Origin of the sequence: Oceanisphaera submarina (assembly GCF_046521305.1) — a bacterium.
GTDB lineage: Bacteria > Pseudomonadota > Gammaproteobacteria > Enterobacterales > Aeromonadaceae > Oceanimonas > Oceanimonas submarina.
The window spans coordinates 269,205-292,845 of record NZ_JBKGFN010000001.1; the positions used below are offsets into that span (position 1 = coordinate 269,205).

Below are 23,641 nucleotides of genomic sequence, written 5' to 3' on the forward strand. Positions count from 1 at the left end.
CGTGCGACCACGGCCTGGCGCTGGCGGTAAACAACCTCGAAACGCAGCTGGGTACTGTAGAGGCATATAACCGCCTGTGCCATGCCGCCGCCCACCTTAAGAAAAAGGGAATGCCAAAGCCGGGCTTGAAATGTATGCGGTCAATCCGTACCCGCCCGGCCTGAAAGGGAAATAGCCAATGCTGAACCACCACCCCAGCCAGATCGGCATCTGGTTTGAATACGACGGCAGCCGCTATAAGGACGTCTACCACATTCGCCTGCACAGCGGCGAAGAGCTGCGCTGCATGTACCCCAACGGCAACGCCTGGTTCCCGGGCTTCAATAGCGACAAGGCAGCCGCCGGCCGCGACATTCGGGACAGTGATGTGTCCCACATCATGCTGGCCCCAGACGAAGACCTGCACGAACTGAACTTTACCGGCGAAGAGCGACTCAAGCGCAACCTGAGAATGTTCGAGGGCGCAATACCGGAATTGAAGGAGCAAGCCTTATGAAAGACACCGTATTGAAACTGAAAAACGGCCTTGAAAACTTGCAGCGAAATGCCGAGGCAAGGGGCGACGGTTACGACCAGGGCTTTATCAAGCGCATGCTGCAGGATGTGACTGAGCTACAGGTGAAGCTGCAAGGCAAGGCGGGGCCGGCGCCTGACGCGAAAAAGCAGGCAGCAAAATCCCTCCCCTGGGTCGTTATTGACGACTGCGAGGGTGAAATGGAGCGCTTCGATACCCGCAAGGAAGCGGAAGATGAAGTGACAACCCGCATCGGCTACTACCTGAACGATGAAGGCTGGAGAGAAGGCGTTGATCAGATCGTGGTCGCCCGTGTTGTCGCCGAGGTTAAACAGGTCAACCGGCAAAACCGGCCCGCCGAAGACGAGATCGATGAAAACGGCTGCGACGGCGAAGGTGAATACTGGGGGGATTGGGATTACCGGTGCGACTATGAATTAAAGCCCGCGGAGTTTCAGGATGGGGTGGATATTCAGCTGGAAGGAAGACCCTTCAAGAACGTCACCAAGGCCGAAATATTCAAGCATGAAAGCGGGGAATGCGCGCTCAAAGTGACTGAGCTTTGCGAAGGCGCCGAGTTGGCTTTCTTTATGCCAGGCAAGGCAGAGAACTACGGTAAACGGGACTACCTGCTAACCCTGCTGGAAAGGTGCCGTGAGGCAGGGATACCCACCTTTGACCACACCGCATAGCCGCCTTGGCAACAACAGAGGACCAACCCATGACCAAACGCGACCAATGCAGCCGCAGGCACTGCCGCTGGACCGGGACCAACGACGAAAAGAACCGCACCACCGAGAAAATGGACAAGCTGGAAATCACCGCCCTGGTTTGCCCGAAGTGCGGCTGTGACAGCTTCTACGAACTCCCCGACCCCGCGCCCAGCGAGCGGGCGGACAAAGCCAATGAATGGCTCAAGTTTATCGGCGACCGAGGTCGCCGTTTCTTTTTCCATAACGGCCACTACGCCACCCTAGAGCAGGATGCCAAGGGCCGGGTGTGGTTCGTTGACTACTACAGCCGGCGCCGTATCTATACCCACACTGAACGAGAGTGGCGCGGCTTCACCAGCGGCGGCACCCTGCGCAGCGTGGTAGAGGTACTGCGCGATTACATCCGGCACGGCCACCAGTTCAACCCGGGTTACTTCACCCACACCCGCCTGAGCGGCGGCCATATCTGGGGCTACAACATCGAGGACATGACAGCCATTCGTGACGAGGGCGTCCGGCTGGGCATCATCACCCCACCACAGGAGGCTGCAGCGTGAACACACCAGAACACATATCCCGCATCATCGAGCGCCTGGATCCGGTTGACCGGGAGGCGCTGGAGCAGCACCTGGCTGAACGCACCGACCAGATCCGGCTGGGCGCCATCAACCACTTTGCAGACATCTTCAGCGAAGCAGTGGAATCGGGCTTTGTTGAGCTGGACGAAAAGCTGGCCGCCGACTTCGAAAGGACCATCCGTCAGCACGGTCACGACAACTACCACCCGGACGGCATCATCAAGAGAATGAACAGGGAGGCTCAATGACCCAAACCCTCAAACCCTACGCCGGCCCGCACGCCGGCAACCTGCACCATGTGGTGGACGCCGAGACCGGCGAGAAGCAGCGTAACGCCACCCCGCTGGAGGTGGAGCAGTTCGCCGAACTCACCAACCTGCGCGGCGAGGCCCGCCACCTACGCGAAGCCATGCAGCACATCGCCCGGGCGGTCGGCGCCGAAGGTCAGGACCACAATGGTGTGATTAAGAAAGTGATGGAGTTCAGCAAGCAGTGAATCGCTCTTCCCTCTACGGCCTGGCGCTGCTGATTGTCATCGGCACTACCCTTATCGCCCTGGCCGGAAATACCTGATACCCCCCATAACAACATCCAACAAAGGGAGCCTGCAACAATGCTCTTCAGGGAAATTATTGTCGATAACTTTGCCGGTGGCGGCGGTGCCAGCACCGGTATTGAGCTGGCCACCGGCCGCTCCGTGGATGCCGCCATTAATCACGACCTGGCAGCCATCAACATGCACAGCATGAACCACCCCGACACCAAACATTATTGCGAATCGGTATGGGACGTGGATCCGGTGGAGGTAGCCGCCGGCCGCCCTATCGGTCTCGCCTGGTTCAGCCCGGACTGCAAGCACTTCAGCAAGGCCAAGGGCGGCGCGCCAGTGAACAAGGAGATCCGCGGACTGGCCTGGGTCACTTTGCGTTGGGCGCTCAAGGTTCGGCCCCGGGTAATGATGTTGGAGAACGTCGAGGAATTCCAAACCTGGGGTCCGTTAGTGCGCGATCTGAAGGGAGAGCTGAAGCCCTGTCCGGACCGGCGCGGCGACACCTTCCGCGCCTTTGTCGCCATCCTCACCACCGGGCTGTCGCCGCGGGAACCGGGATTCCTTGAGGCCTGCCGTTTCCTGGGCGTGGAATATGATCTGCAGGCCAAGCTGAAGATGTTCAAGGGCCTGGGCTATCAGGTGGAATGGAAAGAGTTGCGCGCTAGCGACTACGGTACGCCGACTATCCGCAAGCGACTTTTTATGGTGATGCGCTGCGACGGCCAGCCCATCAAGTGGCCCAAGCCAACCCACGGCGATCCGAACAGCAAAGAGGTGAAGCGCGGCAAGCTCAAGCCCTGGCTCACCGCCGCCGACTGCATCGACTGGTCGATTCCCTGCCCTTCGATTTTCGAGCGAAAGAGGCCGCTGGCGGAGAAAACGCTCAAACGAATCGGTCGGGGACTGAAGAAGTTCGTTATCGAGGCCGAGCGACCGTTTATCGTGGATAAGTGGCTGGCCCCGATTATTGCCCGTCAGTTCGGCAATTCCACCGGCCACAGCATGGACGTGCCCATGGGTACCGTCACGGCCGGTGGTGGCGGCAAAAGTCAGTTGGTGGCTGCCTTCCTAGCCAAGCACTACGGCGGCAACTACACCGGACCCGGTGCCAGCCTGGAGGCGCCGGCGCCAACGGTAACCACGGTCGATCACAATGCCCTGGTCACCAGTCACCTGGTAAAGCTGCGCGGCACCTGCCAGCACGGCCAGCCGGTAACCGAGCCCATGCCCACGGTAACCGCCGGCGGCTTGCATGTCGGCGAGGTGCGGGCCTTCCTGCTCAAATACTACGGCACCAATATCGGCCAGCCAGTAGACGATCCCCTGCAGACCATCACCACCAAGCACCGCTTTGGCCTGGTAACGATTCAGGGTCAGGATTATCAAATCGTCGATATCGGCATGCGCATGCTGGAGCCACATGAGCTTTTCGCAGCCCAGGGCTTCCCCACCGACTACATCATCGACGTAGATCCGGATGGAAAGCGAGTGACAAAGGAAAAGCAGATCGCCCGCTGCGGCAACAGCGTGTGCCCGCCACTGGCTGAGGCGCTGGTTCGGGTCAACTTGCCGGAAATGTGCGTGGAGCGAGTGGCTGCATAAAAAGGCCACCCAGCGGTGGCCACAAACAACCACATGGAGCACACGGTATGAAGCGCTCCAAATGAGTATAGACAAACCACAGGATATGCCAAATCGGCATTGTCCAGTGAACTCCACTCCCCGTTTCACCGCCGGACCAATGGGCGCCACCTTACCAACAGGATAAACTTATGCAAACACAGCAAGCCGATATCGGCCGCCTGATGGCCGAACATCTTTATCAATCACAGCGCGCCATTGAGGAAGTGTCGCGGCTTCAGGAACGGGTGAACAACCTGCAATCCGAACTGGAGCTGCTCAAACAATCCGGTGGTGACCAAGGTTGGATGACCATCAAAAAGGCAGCCCCTCTTGTGGGGATGACTACCAACGCCCTATCGCAACGATTCCGCCGTGGCGCCTATCCCGAAGGCGTGGTCTGGATCTTGAACAGTGGGCGTTATGTCGTTCACCTGCGGGCACTGCGCGAGCACATGGCCCGCAGTCAAAAGTGAGCAAAGTCGAATGAAGCTACCCACCAAGGTCCAGCGACTGTTGGATGCCACCCCTGGCGTGCACATTCACAAGGGACGGCTAAGGCTCGCGTTCAAAGTACCAGGCCGGCGCACACCACTTAGGAAATCTATCGGCCTGCTGCCCACCGAGACCAACGTTCTCTATGCCGGCAACAAACTGTCTGCCATTAAGATCGACGTGCAGACCGGAAACTTCGGTACCGACGAAGCTGCATTCTGGCACAAGCATTTCCCCGATGACCCGCGGCACAACATTGTTCAGCACAGCCTGCGCGATTACTTCACCATCTACCAGGAGTCGAGAAAATACGATCTATCATACTCTTCGCGCTGCAAGATCATGACCAGCTCACGCTTTCTCGAGCCATTCAGGGTTCTGGATTTGGATGTGCGGGACATTGACCATCGGGAGCTTGAGCGAATCCGCAACCTGGCACTTCAAGGGCGAAAAGTATCAACTCTGCAGGAGTATTTCCGCACCATCCGCGCGGTGTTCGATGAAGCGGTGAAAGACGGTTATATCGAGCAGTCTCCCTTTACCCGGCTTCGCAAGTTGAGAAAGGCCGGCGACGAGCAGGATCCTTCCGAGTTGGTGGATCCATTCAGCCGTGACGAGTTGACCAGACTGCTGTCTGTGTGCAAAGTGGAAAAACACAGACAGATGATGTCGTTTCTCTTCTGGACTGGAGTACGTCCCGGGGAAATGAAAGCGTTGGCATGGGAAGACATCGACCTGACGGCGGGAACTGCACGAGTACGCTACAACCTGAACCGGGCTGGGCAAATCAAGCCACCGAAAACACAGGCTGGCCAACGCATCATCGAGCTACTACCCGAGGCGTTGGCTGTGCTAAAGCGACAGCGGGAATTAACCTACATGCTGCCGGCACGTGAAGAAGTGATCCACCTGCTGCACAACAAAACCCGTACAGAACAGCGGCGCCGGGTATTCTTGAGTCGAGAGAACAAACCCTACCTCAATCCAGAGTTGATGCCCGCACCTGGAGCCTGGGCAAACCTGCTGCGAAGCGCGAAACTGGCACACCGCGAGCCGTATCAGCTGCGCCACAGTTATGCATCGATGATGCTGATGATTGGGGCGCACCCTGCTTACCTGGCCAAACAGATGGGTCACAAAGACTGGGGCATGATCAGGAAGGTGTACGCAAAGTGGGTGTCGGAAGAAAATCCGAATTACCGGGACGAGCTGGCCAGAAAACTGGGAGATCTTGACCCCCATGTGACCCCCGATGAAACAGGGGTCGGTTAAACCCCTGAGTTATATAGGGTAAAATGCTTAGAACGGCATCTTGAAGCCCGGGGGCAGTTGCATGCCGCCGGTCAGCTCGCCCATCCGGCTCTTGTTCTGCTCTTCGACCCGGCGCACTGCGTCGTTAACCGCGGCAGCCAGCAGATCTTCAAGCAGTTCCTTGTCGTCTTGCAGCAGGCTTTCGTCCAGCTCGACACGGCGTACCGAGTGGCTGCCCGCCATGGTGACTTTAACCAGGCCGGCACCGGCTTCGCCTACCACTTCCATCTGGGCCAGCTCTTCTTGCAGCTTCTGCATTTTTTCCTGCATCTGCTGGGCCTGCTTCATGATATTGCCCATTCCACCTTTACCAAACATACATGCTCACTCTTGATTAATGGATAAATAAAACCCGACGCTACAGCGCCATGGGCTCGATACTGTCGGTGTCGAGCACCGCCGCGAAGCGCGATATGAAAAATTGTACCGCATCATCGCCCTCGATTTCATCTTTGGCACGTGCGGTCGCCGCCTGATACAGCAATTGTTCGATCTCGAACGGGGTTTCCCCCCCCTGCTCGCCGATTTCCACCTGCAAGCTGACCGGCGCCGGCTGCTGCCCGTTGATGGCCGCTTCCAGTTCCTGCCGGGTCTTCTCGGTCAGCAGGTGGCGGTGCGCCGAACGCAACCAGAGCCGCCACTGGTTTTCATGACATTCCAGCGTGCTGTGCATCGCCAGCTGGCGCAGCAAACCGCCCAGCGGCAGTTGTGCCACCAGCCGGGTCCATTCATCCTCGGCCTCGGGCAGCAGGCTCGCCGCTTTCAGGGGCTCGGAACCGGACTGCGACGAGGCTGCCGTCGCCCTCATTCTGGAGGAACCGGGCCGAGGGGGAGCCGATGCCGGCCTGTTCGGCGCACTGGCGGCCCTACCCTGTGCCACCGTCGGCTGCGGTAATGATCCGGCCGGACGACTGACCGATTGCGCCGGCTGGGTGGTTGGCACCGCCATTAACCCGGGAGCAGTCGAATCGTCCTGCCAGGGCGGCGAGTCGTCGTCATCCCAGGGCATGTCCTCATAGGCATCGAGCGGCGGCAATTCTTCCGCCCCCGTCATGACCCGAGAGGCAGGGCGGCCACCGCCCTGCTCTGGCATCGGCGGCCGTAAGCCATCCGGCTGAACCTGGTTCGGCACAGACTTGATTGAAGCCGGAGTGACAGGGGCCGTCGATCTGCTCGGCGGCACCGCAGACAGGGTTCTGACGGCAGGCTTGGCTGGCTCGACTGCGGTTTTCTCCGGCCCTTGAGTTTTCTCCGGACTCTGGCTGCGCAACCGGTTACGGGTTTGCAACAAACGGCGAATACGAGCGACATCGGCTGCCGCCTCGTCGGTAACGGTATCGACTGCAGGTGATGAAACCAGAGGAGCCGCGGCTTCCGGTGTCGGCGCCGCAGCCAGGGGCGCTGGTGGCCGCTCAGCCGGAGGCTCTGCAGCCGTAGTCTTTGCCTCTGAGGCAGGCGCTGTCGAGTTCGACGCCGTCGGTGATGCCGTCGGCGAAGACAAGACCGCTTCGTCTGCCACCGGAGCCTCAGGAACACTGCTCAGCTCCTGGGGCTGGGGTTGAGGTTGTGGCGGTGAAGCATGCCCCAAGCGCCCCGCTTCGGTCAGAATGTCGTCCTGTTCCTGCCACAATCTGGCCGCCATCGCATCATCTTCCATCGCGTCTTGCGGCGCGACGTCGGATGCAGGCGGCTCAGGCTTTTTTGCGGCAGTGGCTCCGGGTACCTCTGCAGCCAGTCGCGGCGCCGCTGCACCGGACGTCGTGGCAACCGGCGCCTCGGGGTAAAAGGCCAGGGTACGTAACAGCGTCATTTCCAGCGCCGAGCGGCCATCGGGGGCGAAAGGAAGATCTTTACGGCCCTGCAGGCAAATCTGGTAATACAGCTGGATTTGCTCGGCCGACACCAGCGGCGCCAGCCGATTAAGCTCGGTGGCATAAGGCGACGGGGCAGCCGGTATTACTTGAGCCAGTGCCAACTGATGCCAGAAGCCAATCAGCTCCTTGTGAATTTGATCGTAATCCGGGCCCATGGCCGCCAGCTGGGCCACGCGTGCCAGCAAGGCCTCACCATCCCCGGCCAGCACCGCCTCGACCAGCGCCAGTAACTGGCTGCGGTTGAGGTTGCCCAGCATAGACTCAACCAGATCCAACCTGACTGCACCGTTACCGAAGGCCAGCGCCTGATCGGTCAGGCTCAGGGCATCACGCAGGCTGCCATCGGCGGCACGCGCCAGGGCGGCAGTCGCCTCGGGCTCAAATGAAAACTTTTCTTGCCGCAGAATATGATGCAGCTGACCATCGATAAGCGCAGGCTCCAGGCTCTTCAGGTGGAACTGCAGACAACGAGACAGAATGGTGATCGGCAGCTTCTGCGGATCCGTGGTGGCCAGCAGAAACTTGACGTGGGGCGGCGGCTCTTCCAGGGTCTTCAACAGTGCATTGAAGCTGTGACGAGAGAGCATGTGCACTTCATCAATCAGATACACCTTGAAGCGCCCGCGGGCCGGCTGATACTGCACGTTGTCCAGCAGTTCGCGGGTGTCTTCCACCTTGGTACGGCTGGCCGCATCAATCTCCAGCAGATCGATGAAGCGGCCCTGCTCTATTTCCAGACAACTGGCACATTGGCCACAAGGCTCGGGGGTAATGCCGGTGTCGCAGTTCAGCGCCTTGGCCAGCAGCCGGGCGATGGAGGTCTTGCCCACTCCCCGGGTGCCGCTGAACAGATAGGCATGGTGCAGCCGCCCCTGTGACAGGGCGTTGACCAGGGCGGTCAGTACATGCTGCTGACCCACTACATCGGCAAAACGCCGGGGGCGCCACTTTCTGGCGAGAACCTGATAGCTCATCGTCAATTAATGACCGTCAAACTGAACCAGGCTGTTCACCCGGATGCCCATATTATTCAGTCGCTGCAAGCCCCCTAAAGCCGGCAGGGCAATCACGAAGGCCGCTTCCTGCACCTCACCGCCACAGCGGCGCACCAGTTTGACCGCCGCTTCCACCGTGCCGCCGGTGGCCAGCAGATCGTCGATGATCAACACTTTCTCGCCGGGTAAAATCGAGTCCACATGTATCTGTAGCCGATCCTGACCGTATTCCAGATCATAAGGTACTTCAATGACCTCACGGGGCAACTTGGACGGTTTGCGGGCCGGAATAAATCCTACCCCCAGCGCCGCCGCGACCGGGGCGCCGAAGATAAAGCCGCGGGCTTCGGTGCCCAGCACCTTGTTGATACCGGAATGACGATACAGCTCCACCAGGGCATCGATGGTCGCCTTGAACGCCTCGGCATTTTCCACCAGGCTGGTGATATCGCGGAAAACGATGCCTTCTTTAGGGTAATCGGGAATGGAGGTGATGCTGTCGGAAATCAGTTTAAGGGTTTCTTGTTTCATAATAAGCAGGCAGCCTTGTTAGGCCCGGACACGGCACGGGCATGGCATATAAGGTTGAATGGCGGCTAGCTTAGGGCCTAGTCTGTTTCAATGCAACCGCCGGGGGTTCAGGCACCAGAGGCAAGCGCAAAAACCACCACACCAATACCACAAATGTCAGCACCAGCCCCACTTTAACCTGCCACAGGGGCACGATATAAATAGAAAAAGCAAAGCTTAACCCCATCATCCACAGGGCCCGGCGCCGCACATGGGCACGCAGGCCACGGTGAGCCTGCCAATCGCGGATCATGCCGCCAAACCAGGGATGATTCACCAGCCAACGGTGTACCCGGGGTGATGACTTGCCAAACAGACATGCCGCCAGTAACACAAAAGGCGTGGTCGGCAGCACCGGCAAAAAGGCCCCCAGCATGCCCAACCCCAAGGATATACAGCCAAGCAGGGCAAATAAGATGCGCATAACGCCCTCCTTAATACTCACTTGCCGATAATAGCAGGATGCCGCCACCACGGGGAGCCAAAGCAGTGGGCGGCCATCGGGCAAGAGACCGGCATCACAGAATCCCCCGCTCCGGATCAGGGTTCCATGACGGTATTATGCGCCCTGCTTCTGGGCCACCGCCTTCGGCTTTAGTCCCAGAGCAAAGAGCAGTAGCCCCGAAAGCAGAATCATCACGGTTATCACCAGCAACTTGCTGTAGCTGTGTTCCACGCCGAACAGCGGGCCTATCAGATCGAGCCGGCCGCCGTTTTCGAGAAAATACAGCACGGCACCGGCCAGGGCCACGACAAAGTTGGCCACGAAGCTCCAGCGGGCCACCTCCCGCCCGGCGAGAATACTGAACAGTATCACCGGAGTCAGCGCCAATGATGCCGTGCCACTGACCGCTACCGCATCAAACAGGTCCTTGCTGCCCACAAACACCAGCATCAGACCACCGAAGGCAAACAATGCCATGGCCAGCCGGCCGCTCGCGGCTGAGGGACGCCCCAGCCCCATGTCCACCACCAGTAGCTTGGACGCGCTGGACAGGGTCGAGTCCAGGGTAGAGGCGGCGGAAATCACCAGCGCCAGCCCCAGCAACAGCATGGCCGGTGTGCCGAGCAGACGCTGCAGGGTCAGCAGCACATCCTTGTCGTCACCGCCCTGCAGGCCGGCGAACACCCCGATCAGGCCGAAGGCCAGGATCAGCAGTGCCGACAGCCAGAAGGCATGCATAAAACTGCGCTTGGTGGTGTCCCGGTCGGCGATAAAGCCTCTGTCCATCATCACGGGGTCGTGCAGCGGGTAACTCAATACCTGCAAAAGCGCCACCAGCAGTAATATCCAACCCGGACTGGTTAATTCCGGGCTGCTGATCAGCACGCCGTGCCAGTCGAACAGGGGGTGCAGCAGTGTCATGGCGAACAGCAGAACAATGAGCACGATAAGCAACCCCATTTGCAGCACATCGGTACGCAGCGAGGCCCGCAGGCCGCCGGTCATGGAATAGATCAGCGTCAGCCCGGATACCGCCAGAATAGCCCCGGTGTAGGCGCCGGAGCCCGCCACCCCGAACACCATGCCCACCACCAGCAGGTTGGCGAAGACCTCGGTCAGCAGCCGCAGAGAAATCAACAGATTGAAGCAGGCAACGCCCACCCGGCCGAAACGAGCCACCAGAAAGCCCTGTATATTGTGTACACCGTGGCGGTAACGCAGCCGGTCGACAATCAGCCAGCCGGTGAGAAAAGAGCCGTAATAGGCGGCATAAGCCAGTGCCCCGGCTATGCCGTAGAAATAGCCGAGAATGGCGGCGTTCAGCAGCGAGCGAGCAAAGATCCAGGTGGTGACCTGAGAAAAGGTCAGCGTCAGCAACCCGGGCTGCCCACCCTGCTCGTCTCGGCCGGAGAAAAAACCTTCGACGGTACGCACACGGGGCGCCAGCAGCATGCTCAGCAGCCCCACGCCGGCAAGCATCACTATCAGTATGGAAACGGGAAAGTCGGCCATGAAGATCTCCTTATCATCTGGTCAGTCGTCTGAAGAATAGGGTGCTGAGTCGTTAGTCGGGGTGGTGTTATTACAATGAGAGTCCATTTATTTATCTCGCTTGTGCCCTTGGTCATGCTGCCGGCCGATCCGCATATAACGAGACGGCACGACAAACCGGGTAAGCCGGGTACCTATGGCCATGCCATGAAGTACAAAAACACATGTGGCGCCGGCTGGCCGAGGCCGTACCAGGGCTAATCGGCAGCGGGCGGCCGGGGCCGGAAAAACCATATCGATCAGGCTTTATCCGCTATTCCACACGGCTTGAAAAGCAGCCATGATCACCCTCCAGCTGGGTGCTATAGAGTACGCTCCTGTCGGGGGGAATGACCAAAAAAGCGCTTGTACGCCCTCGAAAAACTCGCCGTATCGGCAAAACCGTGCTCCAGGGCGACTCCTGTTACGCTCATTCGCGTTTGCTGCAGGCAGGTTCGGGCCCGATTCAGCCGCCGGGCGCTGGCATATTGCTGTGGTGTCAGGCCGAACTGCTTACGACACAGATAATAAAGGTGGCTTTCACTGACGTGCAGCGCCTCAGCCAGCACATGATTGGCGGGTGGTTCATCCAGTGCGTTGTCAATCACCCGGTTAAGCACATCCAGACGCAGTGATGACGGCAGATTTTCGGTGCTATCGCTGGCGTACTGCTGACCGATCAGGGTCAAAAACAGCGTGACCAGCTGGTGATTCACAACCTGAGTGATGACGCCCCGGCTCTGTGACAGCTGATATCGGGCAAAATCCAGCAATGGCTGCGTTTCGGCCGCCAGCTCCACCGACTGGGGTGAACGAAACAGGCTGTCACGAAACGACAGTCCACACACGGTTTCCAGAGAAAGCACCAGCTCATCAGCCAGGTTCAGGTCCAGCACCAGGAGCTCGCTGTCGAGACACTGCCCGGCATAACGGTGTTTTGCCGCATCAGGTACCATCAGCACACTACCGCGCTTCATGCTGACCGCACTGTTATCAAATTCACAGTGCGTAGCCCCGCCAACACCGATGAGTATTTGCGGATACGCATGCAAATGCTCCCCCGACCGGGTCGCAATCACATTGGTTCGGGCCTGTGTCGCAATCATGTGTGCACTCTCTCCATAAGGCATCAGGCAGTCAACCGCATACTAACCATGACGTCACCACTTGGGAACAAAAGGCGAGTGGTATTTAACATTATCCGGTGAAATTTGTTCATTTTCATAGCCTGAGACAACCACTCCATAGTCTCTGCCAATTTTCATACCCCATATCCGCCTAGCATGGAGGCATATTCATAAAAAATAAGGGAAACCATGCAACTGAATGCCCAACAAATCGTAGACGCCCTGCCGTGGGAAGCCCTGGTGAATCAGCTGGACCTGATGTTTACCAAAGAGGTTCAGTCTCCGGTTCGCCATCATCACTTTATCAATGTCCCCGATGCGCCTCAGGCGACCCTACTGCTCATGCCGGCCTGGGTAGAAGGAGAATACCTTGGCATCAAGCAGGTGAACGTCTTCCCCGGTAACAGCACACTTAATCTACCGGGACTCAATAGCCACTATCTGCTTAACTGTGGCAAAACCGGTCGGCCCCTGGCCCAACTGGAAGGTAATGAACTGACCGCTCGCCGTACCGCTGCGGCGTCTGCCCTGGCGTCACGCTACCTGTCCAGACCGGAATCCACCAAGTTACTGATCATGGGGGCCGGTCGCATGGCCCGACGCCTTATCCAGGCCCATATGGCCGTTCGCCCCATCACCCAGGTATGGGTATGGGCCCGCAATCCGGTCGCGGCGGCGGATTTGGCCATGGAGTTCCGGGAGCAGGGAGTGGATATCAAGATTGCGTCCCAGGAGGATTTGCCCCGGATCGCCACACAGATGGACATCATCAGCTGCGCGACCATGGCCACGACCCCCATCCTCAAAGGCGACTGGCTAGGCCCGGGTTGTCACCTGGATCTGGTCGGCAGTTTTACCCCCACCATGCGTGAAGCGGATGATGAAGCGCTGCGCCGCAGCCAGCTGTTTGTCGATACCCGGGCCGGCGCCCTGAGCGAAACCGGAGAACTGCTCATTCCCATGCAACAGGGTGTGATCGACGCGGCCGACGTACTCGCTGATCTGCCCGACCTGTGCCGGGGAACCCACCCGGGCCGAGCCACATTGGCTGATCCCGAAAACGCCATCACCCTGTTCAAGTCTGTGGGTGCATCCATAGAAGATCTTGCTGCTGCCATCCTGGCGTATCACCGCCACCGGGATGTTCAGGGGTAATCCCCACAGACCACAATGCACCGGTAATATGATCACCGGCGTAAAAGATAACGTCACAATCAGCAACATGACGATATCGATTATCCTTCGCATACCGTCACGGAGAGACCTCTATGCACACTGCAGTCCAGAAGGACATCCCGACCATCAATCTGCCGAGCCTGCCCATCGCCTGCGTCCCCATGCTGGCGACCATAGGGCTGATTGCCCTGCAGATTTTTTATTACAACGATTTTACCCCCCATATTGCACTGGCTATCGGTTTTGCCATTACGGCCCTGGTAGGCTGGGCTCAGGGATACCGCTGGAAGGATATAGAAGCGGGGGCGTTCCATGTGCTGCATGTCGCCATGCCATCCATTGCGACGCTGATCGTAGTAGGCATGCTGGTCAGTATCTGGATTGCCAGTGGCACCGTGCCCATGCTGATTTATTACGGCCTGGAGCTGATTAATCCCACCTGGTTTCTGGCAGCCTCCATGCTGCTCTGCTCCGTGGTATCTCTGGCTATCGGGTCGAGCTGGACGACCGTCGGCACCGTCGGGCTGGCACTGATTGGCATAGGCGAGGCCTTTTCCATTCCCGTCTACTGGACCGCCGGCGCCGTCGTTTCCGGATCCTTTTTTGGTGACAAAATCTCCCCCCTGTCCGACACCACCAACCTGGCTGCGGCGGTAACCGAAACCAATGTCTTCAATCATATCCGCAACATGATGCCTACCACAGTGCCCGCCATGATAATCGCCTTTTTACTGTATCTGTTCGTCGGCACCGCCGGCGTGGCGCACGATGTCAACCAGTTGGCACAGATTGACACCTTCAAACAAGGCCTGCTGGCCCAGTTTGATATGGGATGGCCCGCCGCCTTGCCGATACTGGTACTGATTGCCCTGGCTTTCTTCAAGGTATCCCCCATACCGGCCCTGTTTATCGGCTTCAGCATCGGGGCTGTCGTGGCTGCAAGCCAATATGGCTACAACCTGAACCAGGTCCTCACGTTCGCGCACAGTGGTTTCAAGATAGAGGCCGGCAATGAGGCACTCAACAACCTGCTCAACCGGGGTGGTGTCACCTCAATGACCTGGGTGGTGACCCTGATGATGTTCGCATTGGCCTTTGGCGGTGCCCTGGAGCGTACTCGCTGCCTGGAATCCATGGTGCAGGCCATTCTCAAGCTGTCCCGCGGCTTCAAGGGGCTGCAAACCAGCGCCATCCTGACCTCGATAACGACCAACATCATATCGGGTGACGTGTATTTATCCATTGCCCTGCCCGGACGCATGTATATGGCAGAATATAACAAGGTGGGCTACTCCCGCTTGAATCTGTCGCGAGCAATAGAAGAAGGCGGCACCCTGGTTTCCCCGCTGATCCCATGGAATGCGGGAGGTGCCTTCGTCATTGGCGCCCTGGGGTTGACCGTGGCAGACGGGGATTTCAGTGCCCTGCTCTATGCCCCCCTGGCCTTCGCCTGCTGGCTGTCTCCCATGATCGGAATTCTGTATGCCCAGATGGGCTGGTTTTGCAAACGCACTGAAACCGGTGAGATAAAATGAAAAAAGAAAAAACAGCACAGATTGCGGTCATTGGTGCCGGCGTGGTCGGACTTTGCAATGCCCTTACCCTGCAACGTGCAGGATACGGCGTGACCCTGTTTGACGCCCAATTGCCCGGCAGCCAGACCTCGTCCGGTAACGCCAGTTATCTGGCAACCGAGCTGATAGACCCGCTGGCCAACCCGGGCACCTTAAAGGCCGCGCTCAGGTTATGGCTCAACCCCCATGGTCCTGTCGCCACCCCTCTTGCCTATTTTCACAAGGCCCTGCCCTGGTTATGGAAATTTGTTCGCTGTGGCAGCGAGTCCAGGGCGGCCAAAAGCCGCGATGCATTACATGCCTTGAACCAAAGAGCCATCGATGCGTGGCAACGACTGCTGACCGCAGAAGGGCTGGAACATCATTTGCTTGCATCCGGATATCTTCAAATCTGGGAGAACCCCCGAGCCCTGGCCGCCGCAAAGCGACACCTGCGCCACCTGCAGGAATGGGATATCAATGCCAGGTTGATTGACCATAAGGAAGTGGCCGAACTGGAACCGGCCTTGGCGGGCCGCGTTACCCACGCCATTTATTACCCTGACGCCTGTCAGATGGATGACCCCTTGCTGCTCTGCCAGTCTCTGTATCGGGCATTTATCCAGCAGGGAGGTCAGTTTCGGCAGACAGCGGTGACCGCCCTGTCGCCGGACGGTCAACAGGTCAAGCTGACCACCGATAATGGCCATGACTCGTTTGACCGAACTGTACTCAGCACAGGAGCCTGGAGCACAAGGCTGCTCAAACCATTGGGGATAGATATTCCTCTGGAGGCCGAACGGGGCTATCACATTACCTGGCAAGGTGAACAGCCGCCCCTGTCTCGTCCCATCGGCTCTGCCGAACGAAACGTCGTGATGACTCCCCTTGCCAACGGATTAAGAACCGTAGGGGTCAGTGAATGGGGCGGACTGGAAGTGCCTTTCAAGCCAAAACGCACCGTCACACTACGCCATCATAGTCAGGCATTGCTGCCGGAACTGAAGCACACTGACTGGCCACAACAGGAATGGATGGGATTTCGGCCTACCCTGCCAGACTCGTTACCCGTTATCGATCGACACCCGGTCTATCCCCATTTGTTACTGGCTTTCGGGCACCAGCATCTGGGCCTGACTCAGGCGGCAATCAGCGCCGAGCTGATACTGTCACTGGTAGAGGAACGCCGGCCTCCCCTGGATCTTTTGCCTTACGCTCTGTCCCGCTTTGCTCGATGACAGGGGGTGAAACCGTCAAGGAGCCCGGTCAATGACAATGGAAGGGGGCGAGACAGGGCTCTCCTTCGGCTCCCCCTCAGGCCTCGTGGTGATGGGGCCTGAGGGTGTCGGGCACCCCTTGCTTTTCCAGCCCGTCCTGCGCCAGCCAGTCCAGAGTATGTGCCCGGGCCCGGCGCAACAGCGCGGCGGTCACCGAAAAATCAAACACCGATACCGCCTGCGGACACAGGGGCGCCACCACATAAATGGCGGCCCGGGACTGATAGTGTTCCACATCCCGTACCAGTTGCCACATGCTGAGCAGATTCAGGGTGTGCAGGGCCAGGGACGCCATGCGACCGGGCACTCCCGGGCAGGCACAGCCAAAGCCGGTGGGCAACACCAGCAGCCGCTCGGCACCCAGTTCCACGGCGCTGGCAATGGGCGTATTGCTGGCTATGCTGCCATCCACCAGCGCCTGTCCCTCAATCATCCGATGGGGAAAGATCAGCGGAATGGCCGAACTGGCCAGCAGGGCCTCGGCCAGTGGACCGCTCGACAGCAAGGCCTCCTGGCCGGTCAGCAAGTCGGTCGCCACTATATACAGCGGCAGCTCGGTTTGCTCGATGCGCGCCACCGGCAGCTTGTTGTGCAACAGCCGGGCCAGACCATCGGCCCGGGCGATATGATTATGCCCCAGCAACAGAGACTTGAGCGTGGTGAAGGCATGGATGGGAAACACATCTTCGCTGCGCAATGACAGCCAGAGCGCGGCCAGCTCCTCTACCCCCTGCGCATGGGGCCGGGCCGCATAATAGGCGCCGTTGATGGCTCCCACCGAAGCGCCCACCACCATGTCTGCCTGCACGCCTGACTCGACCAGAGCCTGCAACATGCCCACCTGTACCGCGCCCAGACTGCCGCCACCGGCCAGTACCAGGGCCGTCCTGCCTGCTTTTCGCCCCTTCATAATACCTCCTTATCTAGGGTCTGTTGACCTTAGGTCGACGGAAGTCAGCACGGCACCGACTTTCAGGGGCGGTCATTAAGGTCGTTCAACCGTCACCCTCGCGAAGGCGGGGGCCAGTGCGCATCTGCAGGAGACCGGAAGGCTGCAGCTCAGTGTCATCGACCCTGGATTCCCGCCTTCGCGGGAATGACTCGAGCACCATTTACCCGCGAAAGCTCAACTGACGCTAGACACCGCCTCCAGTTCGGCCAGCCAGTCATCCACCGAAATCGCCAGTTGACCGGTGATCTCCAGCTGTCGGTCTTCAAACACGTCCTTGTCCGGGTGCAATGCCTGCCAGTGCCGGATCACCGCATCCCGATGCACCAGCAGCGCCTCGATGTGGGGCCGGAACAGCACCAGCATGTTGCTCAACCAGATGTTGACCGGCCAGGACGGATTGGCATGATCGATGACGAAGCTGTCCAGCAGGGAAATCACCGCCTCGGCCGGATACCAGCTTTCATCGGTCACCCAGCGATTGCAGGCAAACAGGCCAGAAGGATATCCCCAGGCGTCCATGGAAATGGCGGCCAGATGGGCAATGGCTTTATCACCCTGGGGCCAGGGTTCGCTGGCCTGGGGATAATCCAGCATCGTCAGCTGGGCGGGTATGCCCGGCCCGCGCAAAAAGGTATGAAAGTGGCCATGCTCCAGCTCGCCACCCCGGTGGGCATGGTAGTAATACTGACTGTGGCTGTCTCTATCGAATACATCGTCGAGCGGGTAGTGGGTCATCTCATAGAAGGTACCCTGCCCCCTGAGCACCTCCCCGACGATATTGACCCCGCCCCTGGTCATCACCCGGTAGCACTCCCGAACTCGGGCTCCGGCCTCACGCATCCGGCTTATGGTCTCCGGCCTCAGGCTGGCCGCCAGCGGCGGCACCAGCTGGGGCAAGGGTTCGAGTGTAATTGCTGTCATAGGCATCCTTACTGGGACTTGACGGCGCAGGGATTTTTCGCCGCGCAGGGATTGGCCGCACACGGACTCTTCACCGCGCAGGGATTGGCCGCACACGGACTCTTCACCGCGCAGGGATTGGCCGCGCACGGACTCTTCACCGCGCAGGGGTTAGCCACGCAGGGACTCTTCACCGCGCAGGGATTAGCCGCGCACGGACTCTTCACCGCGCACGGGTTAGCCGCGCACGGACTCTTCACCGCGCACGGGTTAGCTGCGCAGGGACTCTTGGCTGCGCACGGGTTCTTGGCAGCACAGGGATTGAAGGTCGTCTGCTCCGTCTGTACATAGGCCACCAGGGCCGCCAGCTCTTTCGAGTCCCATGCCAGAGGCCGGGATGCCATGGGAGCCACCATGCAAATCTGGATCATCTCATCCAGATGCACCTGACTCAGACCAAACTGGTCCCGGGCCATCGTCACCGGGTGGGGGTAGGCCATGGCAAAACTGCCCTGGTACATTTGCTGCCCCTGGTGACAGCTGCCGCATGACAGACCATTGCTGCTCAGGTTGGGATCGTTGAACAGCGCCTGACCCAGAGTCACCAGCTCGGCCTTGTCGCCCTGATAGGGCTGATAGCTGGCCGGCCGCTGCACGGCCTTGGCGGCGCAGGGATTCTTGGTCGCACAGGGATGTTTCGCCGCACAGGGGTTAGCCGCGCACGGACTCTTCACCGCACAGGGGTTCTTGGCCGCACAGGGGTTGGCTGTAGGCGCGACGGCACTGCATGGGTTGGCGGCACAAGGATGAGCTGCGCAGGGCTTCTTGCTCATGACTATCGGCGGCACACCATTGGCACCCGACTCGACGGCCTGCACAGGGCCCGACAGTGCCAGGGTCAGCAAAGAAGCCGACACCAGGGCCGCAACGGGAGAAATACGAAAGTGACATTCGGACTGGGGGGTAGATCGACGCATGATGATGTTCCTCAAGATAAGTTCGTCCGTGAAAGGCTCGGGGTAAAACAGGCCTTGCCGGTTGATAGAGTCGCAACAGGTTCCCCGGTTATTACAGGCCGACAAACATTTCTGTTACACGCTCACGTCAGAATAGCCTGAACCGCACAACGCTGAGGCCCGGCGTCATTTACGGCTTACCATGCTGTCGGGCAATCAGCATATAGAGCGAAGGCACCACAAACAGGGTGAACAGGGTGCCGATGGCCATGCCGCCCACCAGCACCAGACCGATGGAGTTACGTGCCTCCGCCCCCGGCCCCTCGACCAGCGTCAGCGGAAAGTGCCCCGCCACCGTGGCAACCGAGGTCATCAGCACGGGGCGAAAACGGGTCATGGCCGCCTCTTCAATCGCCGCCAGCTTGTCGTGCCCCTGCTGCTGCAGCTTGTTGGCAAATTCGACGATCAAAATGCCGTTTTTGGCGATCAGTCCCACCAGGGTCACCAGCCCGACCTGGGCGTAGATATTCAGGGTGGTGGTCCAGCCGTCGGTCCACCAGGGCAAGTCCGGATTGGGCATCTTCAGCACGGTAAAGATCAAGGCCCCGAACATGGCCAGCGGTACCGAGCCCAGCAAAATCACCAGTGGGTCACGAAAGGAATTGAACTGCACCGCCAGCACCAGAAATATCATCAATATCGCCAGCCCCAGCGCCGGCAAAAATTTGCCTCCCTCGGTACGCAGCTGGCGCGACTCGCCGGTGTAGTTGATGGTGTAATTCGCCGGCAGCAGCTCGCGCGCAGCCGCTTCCAGCACCTTCAACCCCTCGTCCAGTCGGGGCGTCATACCCGACAGCTTGACCGCATTGAGCTGCTGAAAACGGTTGAGCGAACGCGGCACCGTGCTGTCGCGCAGGGTGGCAATGGCCCCGAGCGGTATCAGTTGCCCGCCCGGTCCGCCAATATAGAGGTCGGTCAGCTGATCCGGGTTGAGCCGCTCCCCCCGCTCCAGCTGAGGGATCACCTTGTAGGCCCGACCCGCTATATTGAAGCGATTGACATAGTTGCCCCCCAGCGCCGCCCCCAGATCGGCCCCCACCTGTCGCTGGGTCAGCCCGAGGGCGGCCAGCTTCTGGTAGTCGAGCACAATTTCCGACTGGGGCTGGTCAATCTTGAGATCGATCACCGGCGGAAAATAGAAGAGGCCACTTGCCATCGCCTGTTGCTGCAACTGCTCGGCATACACCAGCATCTGCGCTGGCTCATCGGTGGAGGCGATGATGAATTCCACCGGAAAATTACTGCCCCCGGGCAGCGCCGCCGGCTGACTGGCAAACACCTGCAGGCCGGGAATGGCGGACAGCCCGGCCTGCATCTCGGGCACAATTTCCCGAATGGAGCGGCTGCGCCGATCCCAGGGCTTGACCACCATGCCGCTGAAGCCGCCCACCCCCAGCGCCGCCGCGAACGGATCCGAAGGCGACAGCAGGATCTGGAAGGTCAGCTCCCGCTCCGGTGCATTCAGAAACACCTGTTCCGCCGCCCGCCCGAAATGGACTTTCTGATCCGCCGAGGCGTTGGCCGCATTGTTGATGATACCGAACATGAAGCCCTGATCCTCCAGTGGCGCCAGCTCCTTGGGCGACAACAGATACATGGGCCCCACCAGCAGGGTCAGCACGGCCCACAGCACATACACCGCCGGGCGGCGCTTGAGGATATGCGCCAGCCCCCGGCCGTAAGCCAGACGAAAGCGATCGAAACGGTGATTGACCCAGCCGGTAAAACCGCGCTCTTCCCGCTCGGCACTGCGTAGCAAGGTGGCACTCATCATGGGCGACAGGGTCAACGCCACCACGCCGGAGATGGTCACGGCCCCGGCCAGGGTGAGGGCAAACTCGCGAAACAACGAGCCGGTCAGGCCCCCCTGCAGGCCGATGGGGGTATAAACCGCGGCCAGGGTGATGGTCATGGCAATCACCGGGCCGATCAGCTCCCGGGCGCCGATCAGCGCCGCCTCGCGCGGTGTGCGCCCCTCGCGCAGGTGGCGCTCGACGTTTTCCACCACTACGATGGCATCGTCCACCACCAGCCCCACCGACAGCACGATGGCCAGCAGAGTCAGCAGATTAAGGGTGAAGCCGAAGGCCTGCATCAGGAAGATGGCGCCGATCAGCGACACCGGAATGGCCACCACCGGCACCAGCACCGAGCGCCAGGAGCCGAGAAACAGGAAGATGACCACGATAACGATAAGCAGGGTATCCGCCAGAGTACCCACCACCTCATGAATGGCGTTATCTATGTATTCGGAGGCATCGTAGCCTATCTCTGCGTTCAGCCCGGAGGGCAAGTCCCGGCCCAATGCCTTCAGATCCGCCCGCACCCCCTGAATGACCTCTATGGTATTGGTGTTGGGTAGCGGAAATATGCCCATGAACACCGCCGTCTGGCCGTTGAAGCTGACCTCGGTGTCATAGTCCTCCGCACCCAATTCTACCTCGGCCACCTCCTGCAGCCGCACCAGGGTATCGCCCTGCCGGCGCACCACCAGCTGCCGGAACTGCTCGGCGGTATGCAGGTCGGTATTGGCGGTCAGATACACCTGCACCTGAGCGCCCTTGGTACTGCCCACCGCCGACAGAAAATTGTTGGCGGCCAGGGCCGTGCTGACCTGGAACGGACTGATATTGAGCGCCGCCATACGCTCCGGCTTGAGCCAAACCCGCAAGGCAAAGGTGCGCGCCCCGAAGATCTCGGCCCGTTGCACCCCCTCCAGTGCCGCCAGCCGGGGCTGCACCACCCGCACCAGATAATCGGTGATTTCGCTCTGGGACAGCCGCTCGGAAGAGAAACTCAGATAGGCGGCGGCAAATTCCGAGTCTGCCGATTGCACGCTGATCGCCGGCACCTCGGCTTCTGTCGGCAGCTCGTTGCGCACCTGATTGACCTTGGCGGTAATGTCGGCCAGCGCCCGGGTCGGCTCGTAGTTGAGCTTGAGCCTGGCCGTCACCAGCGACAGGCCGAGCAGGCTCTTGGACTCCACGTAATCGATGCCGTCGGCGGAGGCGATGGCGCCTTCGATGGCGGTGGTAACGAAGCCGCGCACCACCTCGGCACTGGCGCCGATATAGGGGGTGGCCACAATCACGGAGGCATTTTCGCTTTGAGGATACTGGCGTACACTAAGCGACCACCAGGCCTGCAGACCGGCAATCACTATCACTATGCTGACCACCAGTGCCAGCACGGGGCGACGGACGAAGATATCGGTGACGGCACGCATATCAGCTGTTACCGGGCAGGGGGGAGAGTTTGAAGTCCGGCGCCAGGCTGTTGTCTATCACCACCGTCATGCCCGGAAACAGCTTGAACACCCCGGTCGACACCACCCGCTCATCCACCGCCAGCCCCTCGGTGACGGCAACGAAGTCACCACGCCGGGTGCCGAGACGAACCGGACGCGACTGTACCACCAGTGACGAAGTCCCATCGGCCCCCTTTTCCCCCTCTTCCAGCACGAAGACCGCATCGCCATCGGGGCCGTGCACCACCGCCGTCTGCGGGATCAGCAAGACGGTGTTCAAACGTGCCAGCTGCATCTCTACCGCCACAAACATGCCGGGTCGCAGGCGTCCGTCCGGGTTGGCCAGGGTCGCCTGAGCCCGCACGCTGCGGGTCACGGCATCTATCTCGGCGTTGAAGGCGGTGATCTTGCCGGCAAACCGCTGCCCGGGGTAGCTGTCGGAGGTGACCGTGATCGCCAGCCCCTGCTTCAACTCGGCCAGCTGTTGTTGAGGCAGGGAGAAGTCCACATACACAGGGTCGAGGGACTGTAGCGACACCACGGCGCTGCCCTTGTCGAGAAACTGGCCCTGGCTTATCTGACGGATGCCGAGCTGTCCGGCAAAGGGCGCACGCAGGGTTTTTCTGTTGATCAGGGCACGGAAAAAATCGACCCGGGCCTGGCTCTGCTTCATGTTGGCAGACACCTGATCCAGCTCGCTCTGGGAAATACTCTGACGCTTACGCAGTTGCTGCGCCCGCCGAAAGGACAGCCGCGCCAGGGCGGCGGCAGACTCGGCCTCGCGCAACTGGGCCTGCTCCAGCTCGGCGTCGAGCCGCAACAGCACCTCACCGGCCTCTACCCGAGCCCCCGACTCGAAGGTGATATCCTGCACTATACCCTCGGCCTCGATACGCAACAGGGCGCCCTGCACCGCCACCACAGAGCCCACCGCCGCCACGGTCGGCTGCCAGCGTTCCTCCTGCACCTCAATCATGTTGACCGGCTCAGGCGGCATCTGCATCTGCTCGCCCGCCGTGGCCATGGCATCGAACTGGGCCAGCTTGATCAGCACCAACACGGCGACGATGGGCAGTACGACAAGCAGACCCACTCCGGCCCATAGTAATTTTTTCGGCATCTTTACCTCGCTCTGCGACAACCAGCCGGTACCAAACTAAAGTCTAGTCGTCCCGAATGCCTGAACGGACATCGGTGT

General features: G+C 59.9%; 22 protein-coding genes. 11 read left to right on the top strand and 11 right to left on the bottom strand.

The features are described from left to right. Window positions 1-178: 178 nt before the first annotated feature. The 8 genes from ACLEIV_RS01450 (at window position 179) to ACLEIV_RS01485 (ending at window position 5,742) form a co-directional block, all read left to right on the top strand. Window positions 179-496 carry a hypothetical protein gene (locus tag ACLEIV_RS01450; protein WP_410454887.1) on the top strand — a complete coding sequence of 106 codons (318 nt, stop codon included), beginning with the start codon at window positions 179-181 and terminating at the stop codon, window positions 494-496. Further along, window positions 493-1,206, top strand: a complete 714-nt coding sequence (locus ACLEIV_RS01455; RefSeq protein ID WP_410454888.1) for a hypothetical protein — start codon at window positions 493-495, stop codon at window positions 1,204-1,206. The genes ACLEIV_RS01450 and ACLEIV_RS01455 overlap by 4 nt, the downstream gene beginning before the upstream one ends. 5 nt (window positions 1,207-1,211) lie before the next feature. Then, the gene (locus ACLEIV_RS01460; RefSeq protein ID WP_410454889.1) at window positions 1,212-1,784 is read left to right on the top strand and encodes a hypothetical protein; all 573 of its coding nucleotides are present in this window, start codon (window positions 1,212-1,214) and stop codon (window positions 1,782-1,784) included. Continuing rightward, on the top strand, window positions 1,781-2,053 hold the full coding sequence (locus tag ACLEIV_RS01465) for a hypothetical protein (RefSeq protein ID WP_410454890.1): 273 nt from the start codon (window positions 1,781-1,783) through the stop codon (window positions 2,051-2,053). The genes ACLEIV_RS01460 and ACLEIV_RS01465 overlap by 4 nt, the downstream gene beginning before the upstream one ends. Continuing rightward, entirely contained in the window at window positions 2,050-2,301 is a 252-nt protein-coding gene (locus ACLEIV_RS01470) for a hypothetical protein (RefSeq protein WP_410454891.1), read from the top strand. The genes ACLEIV_RS01465 and ACLEIV_RS01470 overlap by 4 nt, the downstream gene beginning before the upstream one ends. A gap of 117 nt (window positions 2,302-2,418) precedes the next feature. Then, window positions 2,419-3,957 carry a DNA cytosine methyltransferase gene (locus tag ACLEIV_RS01475; RefSeq protein WP_410454892.1) on the top strand — a complete coding sequence of 513 codons (1,539 nt, stop codon included), beginning with the start codon at window positions 2,419-2,421 and terminating at the stop codon, window positions 3,955-3,957. Window positions 3,958-4,127: 170 nt separating this feature from the next. Continuing rightward, window positions 4,128-4,451: a hypothetical protein gene (locus ACLEIV_RS01480; RefSeq protein ID WP_410454893.1), complete on the top strand. Its 324-nt coding sequence runs from the start codon at window positions 4,128-4,130 to the stop codon at window positions 4,449-4,451. Window positions 4,452-4,461: 10 nt separating this feature from the next. Beyond that, the gene (locus ACLEIV_RS01485; protein WP_410454894.1) at window positions 4,462-5,742 is read left to right on the top strand and encodes a tyrosine-type recombinase/integrase; all 1,281 of its coding nucleotides are present in this window, start codon (window positions 4,462-4,464) and stop codon (window positions 5,740-5,742) included. Between the two features lie 27 nt (window positions 5,743-5,769). Here the strand turns inward: ACLEIV_RS01485 and ACLEIV_RS01490 are convergent, their stop codons facing one another. The 6 genes from ACLEIV_RS01490 to ACLEIV_RS01515 form a co-directional block, all read right to left on the bottom strand. Further along, on the bottom strand, window positions 5,770-6,099 hold the full coding sequence (locus ACLEIV_RS01490) for a YbaB/EbfC family nucleoid-associated protein (protein WP_410454895.1): 330 nt from the start codon (window positions 6,097-6,099) through the stop codon (window positions 5,770-5,772). Between the two features lie 40 nt (window positions 6,100-6,139). Beyond that, a complete protein-coding gene (dnaX, locus tag ACLEIV_RS01495) occupies window positions 6,140-8,629 on the bottom strand; it encodes a DNA polymerase III subunit gamma/tau (RefSeq protein WP_410454896.1) in 2,490 nt (829 codons plus the stop codon). A gap of 6 nt (window positions 8,630-8,635) precedes the next feature. Continuing rightward, window positions 8,636-9,181 (bottom strand): adenine phosphoribosyltransferase, encoded by a 546-nt coding sequence (gene apt, locus ACLEIV_RS01500; protein WP_410454897.1) that lies wholly within the window; start codon window positions 9,179-9,181, stop codon window positions 8,636-8,638. Window positions 9,182-9,251: 70 nt separating this feature from the next. After that, complete coding sequence (locus ACLEIV_RS01505) at window positions 9,252-9,644, bottom strand: YbaN family protein (protein ID WP_410454898.1); 393 nt, start codon at window positions 9,642-9,644, stop codon at window positions 9,252-9,254. Window positions 9,645-9,779: 135 nt separating this feature from the next. Continuing rightward, a complete protein-coding gene (locus tag ACLEIV_RS01510) occupies window positions 9,780-11,177 on the bottom strand; it encodes a sodium:solute symporter family transporter (protein ID WP_410454899.1) in 1,398 nt (465 codons plus the stop codon). A gap of 341 nt (window positions 11,178-11,518) precedes the next feature. Further along, entirely contained in the window at window positions 11,519-12,301 is a 783-nt protein-coding gene (locus tag ACLEIV_RS01515; RefSeq protein ID WP_410454900.1) for an AraC family transcriptional regulator, read from the bottom strand. Between the two features lie 210 nt (window positions 12,302-12,511). Here ACLEIV_RS01515 and lhpI point away from each other — a divergent pair, with 210 nt between their 5' ends. From lhpI to ACLEIV_RS01530, 3 genes are all read left to right on the top strand, one after another. After that, window positions 12,512-13,477: a bifunctional Delta(1)-pyrroline-2-carboxylate/Delta(1)-piperideine-2-carboxylate reductase gene (lhpI, locus tag ACLEIV_RS01520; protein WP_410454901.1), complete on the top strand. Its 966-nt coding sequence runs from the start codon at window positions 12,512-12,514 to the stop codon at window positions 13,475-13,477. Window positions 13,478-13,590: 113 nt separating this feature from the next. Continuing rightward, complete coding sequence (gene nhaC / locus ACLEIV_RS01525; protein ID WP_410454902.1) at window positions 13,591-15,033, top strand: Na+/H+ antiporter NhaC; 1,443 nt, start codon at window positions 13,591-13,593, stop codon at window positions 15,031-15,033. Further along, complete coding sequence (locus ACLEIV_RS01530; protein WP_410454903.1) at window positions 15,030-16,289, top strand: NAD(P)/FAD-dependent oxidoreductase; 1,260 nt, start codon at window positions 15,030-15,032, stop codon at window positions 16,287-16,289. The genes nhaC and ACLEIV_RS01530 overlap by 4 nt, the downstream gene beginning before the upstream one ends. A 76-nt stretch (window positions 16,290-16,365) precedes the next feature. On the opposite strand, the gene ACLEIV_RS01535 is transcribed toward ACLEIV_RS01530, so the two are convergent. The 5 genes from ACLEIV_RS01535 to ACLEIV_RS01555 all read right to left on the bottom strand — a co-directional run bounded on the left by ACLEIV_RS01535 (window position 16,366) and on the right by ACLEIV_RS01555 (window position 23,563). Then, a complete protein-coding gene (locus ACLEIV_RS01535; RefSeq protein WP_410454904.1) occupies window positions 16,366-17,238 on the bottom strand; it encodes a patatin-like phospholipase family protein in 873 nt (290 codons plus the stop codon). 216 nt (window positions 17,239-17,454) lie between these two features. After that, window positions 17,455-18,201, bottom strand: a complete 747-nt coding sequence (locus ACLEIV_RS01540) for a DUF6969 family protein (RefSeq protein WP_410454905.1) — start codon at window positions 18,199-18,201, stop codon at window positions 17,455-17,457. A gap of 8 nt (window positions 18,202-18,209) precedes the next feature. Continuing rightward, window positions 18,210-19,157: a c-type cytochrome gene (locus ACLEIV_RS01545; RefSeq protein ID WP_410454906.1), complete on the bottom strand. Its 948-nt coding sequence runs from the start codon at window positions 19,155-19,157 to the stop codon at window positions 18,210-18,212. Window positions 19,158-19,326: 169 nt separating this feature from the next. Continuing rightward, on the bottom strand, window positions 19,327-22,422 hold the full coding sequence (locus ACLEIV_RS01550; protein ID WP_410454907.1) for an efflux RND transporter permease subunit: 3,096 nt from the start codon (window positions 22,420-22,422) through the stop codon (window positions 19,327-19,329). A gap of 1 nt (window position 22,423) precedes the next feature. Then, the gene (locus tag ACLEIV_RS01555) at window positions 22,424-23,563 is read right to left on the bottom strand and encodes an efflux RND transporter periplasmic adaptor subunit (protein WP_410454908.1); all 1,140 of its coding nucleotides are present in this window, start codon (window positions 23,561-23,563) and stop codon (window positions 22,424-22,426) included. Between the last annotated feature and the right edge of the window lie 78 nt (window positions 23,564-23,641).

Coding starts and splice junctions, on each gene's coding strand:
- apt (WP_410454897.1), bottom strand. CDS start 9,181: ATGAAACAAGAAACCCTTAAACTGATTTCCGACAGCATCACCTCCATT.
- ACLEIV_RS01480 (WP_410454893.1), top strand. CDS start 4,128: ATGCAAACACAGCAAGCCGATATCGGCCGCCTGATGGCCGAACATCTT.
- ACLEIV_RS01535 (WP_410454904.1), bottom strand. CDS start 17,238: ATGAAGGGGCGAAAAGCAGGCAGGACGGCCCTGGTACTGGCCGGTGGC.
- ACLEIV_RS01530 (WP_410454903.1), top strand. CDS start 15,030: ATGAAAAAAGAAAAAACAGCACAGATTGCGGTCATTGGTGCCGGCGTG.
- nhaC (WP_410454902.1), top strand. CDS start 13,591: ATGCACACTGCAGTCCAGAAGGACATCCCGACCATCAATCTGCCGAGC.
- ACLEIV_RS01475 (WP_410454892.1), top strand. CDS start 2,419: ATGCTCTTCAGGGAAATTATTGTCGATAACTTTGCCGGTGGCGGCGGT.
- ACLEIV_RS01455 (WP_410454888.1), top strand. CDS start 493: ATGAAAGACACCGTATTGAAACTGAAAAACGGCCTTGAAAACTTGCAG.
- ACLEIV_RS01540 (WP_410454905.1), bottom strand. CDS start 18,201: ATGACAGCAATTACACTCGAACCCTTGCCCCAGCTGGTGCCGCCGCTG.
- dnaX (WP_410454896.1), bottom strand. CDS start 8,629: ATGAGCTATCAGGTTCTCGCCAGAAAGTGGCGCCCCCGGCGTTTTGCC.
- ACLEIV_RS01550 (WP_410454907.1), bottom strand. CDS start 22,422: ATGCGTGCCGTCACCGATATCTTCGTCCGTCGCCCCGTGCTGGCACTG.
- ACLEIV_RS01545 (WP_410454906.1), bottom strand. CDS start 19,157: ATGCGTCGATCTACCCCCCAGTCCGAATGTCACTTTCGTATTTCTCCC.
- ACLEIV_RS01505 (WP_410454898.1), bottom strand. CDS start 9,644: ATGCGCATCTTATTTGCCCTGCTTGGCTGTATATCCTTGGGGTTGGGC.
- ACLEIV_RS01510 (WP_410454899.1), bottom strand. CDS start 11,177: ATGGCCGACTTTCCCGTTTCCATACTGATAGTGATGCTTGCCGGCGTG.
- ACLEIV_RS01555 (WP_410454908.1), bottom strand. CDS start 23,563: ATGCCGAAAAAATTACTATGGGCCGGAGTGGGTCTGCTTGTCGTACTG.
- ACLEIV_RS01485 (WP_410454894.1), top strand. CDS start 4,462: ATGAAGCTACCCACCAAGGTCCAGCGACTGTTGGATGCCACCCCTGGC.
- ACLEIV_RS01490 (WP_410454895.1), bottom strand. CDS start 6,099: ATGTTTGGTAAAGGTGGAATGGGCAATATCATGAAGCAGGCCCAGCAG.
- lhpI (WP_410454901.1), top strand. CDS start 12,512: ATGCAACTGAATGCCCAACAAATCGTAGACGCCCTGCCGTGGGAAGCC.
- ACLEIV_RS01515 (WP_410454900.1), bottom strand. CDS start 12,301: ATGATTGCGACACAGGCCCGAACCAATGTGATTGCGACCCGGTCGGGG.
- ACLEIV_RS01470 (WP_410454891.1), top strand. CDS start 2,050: ATGACCCAAACCCTCAAACCCTACGCCGGCCCGCACGCCGGCAACCTG.
- ACLEIV_RS01450 (WP_410454887.1), top strand. CDS start 179: ATGCTGAACCACCACCCCAGCCAGATCGGCATCTGGTTTGAATACGAC.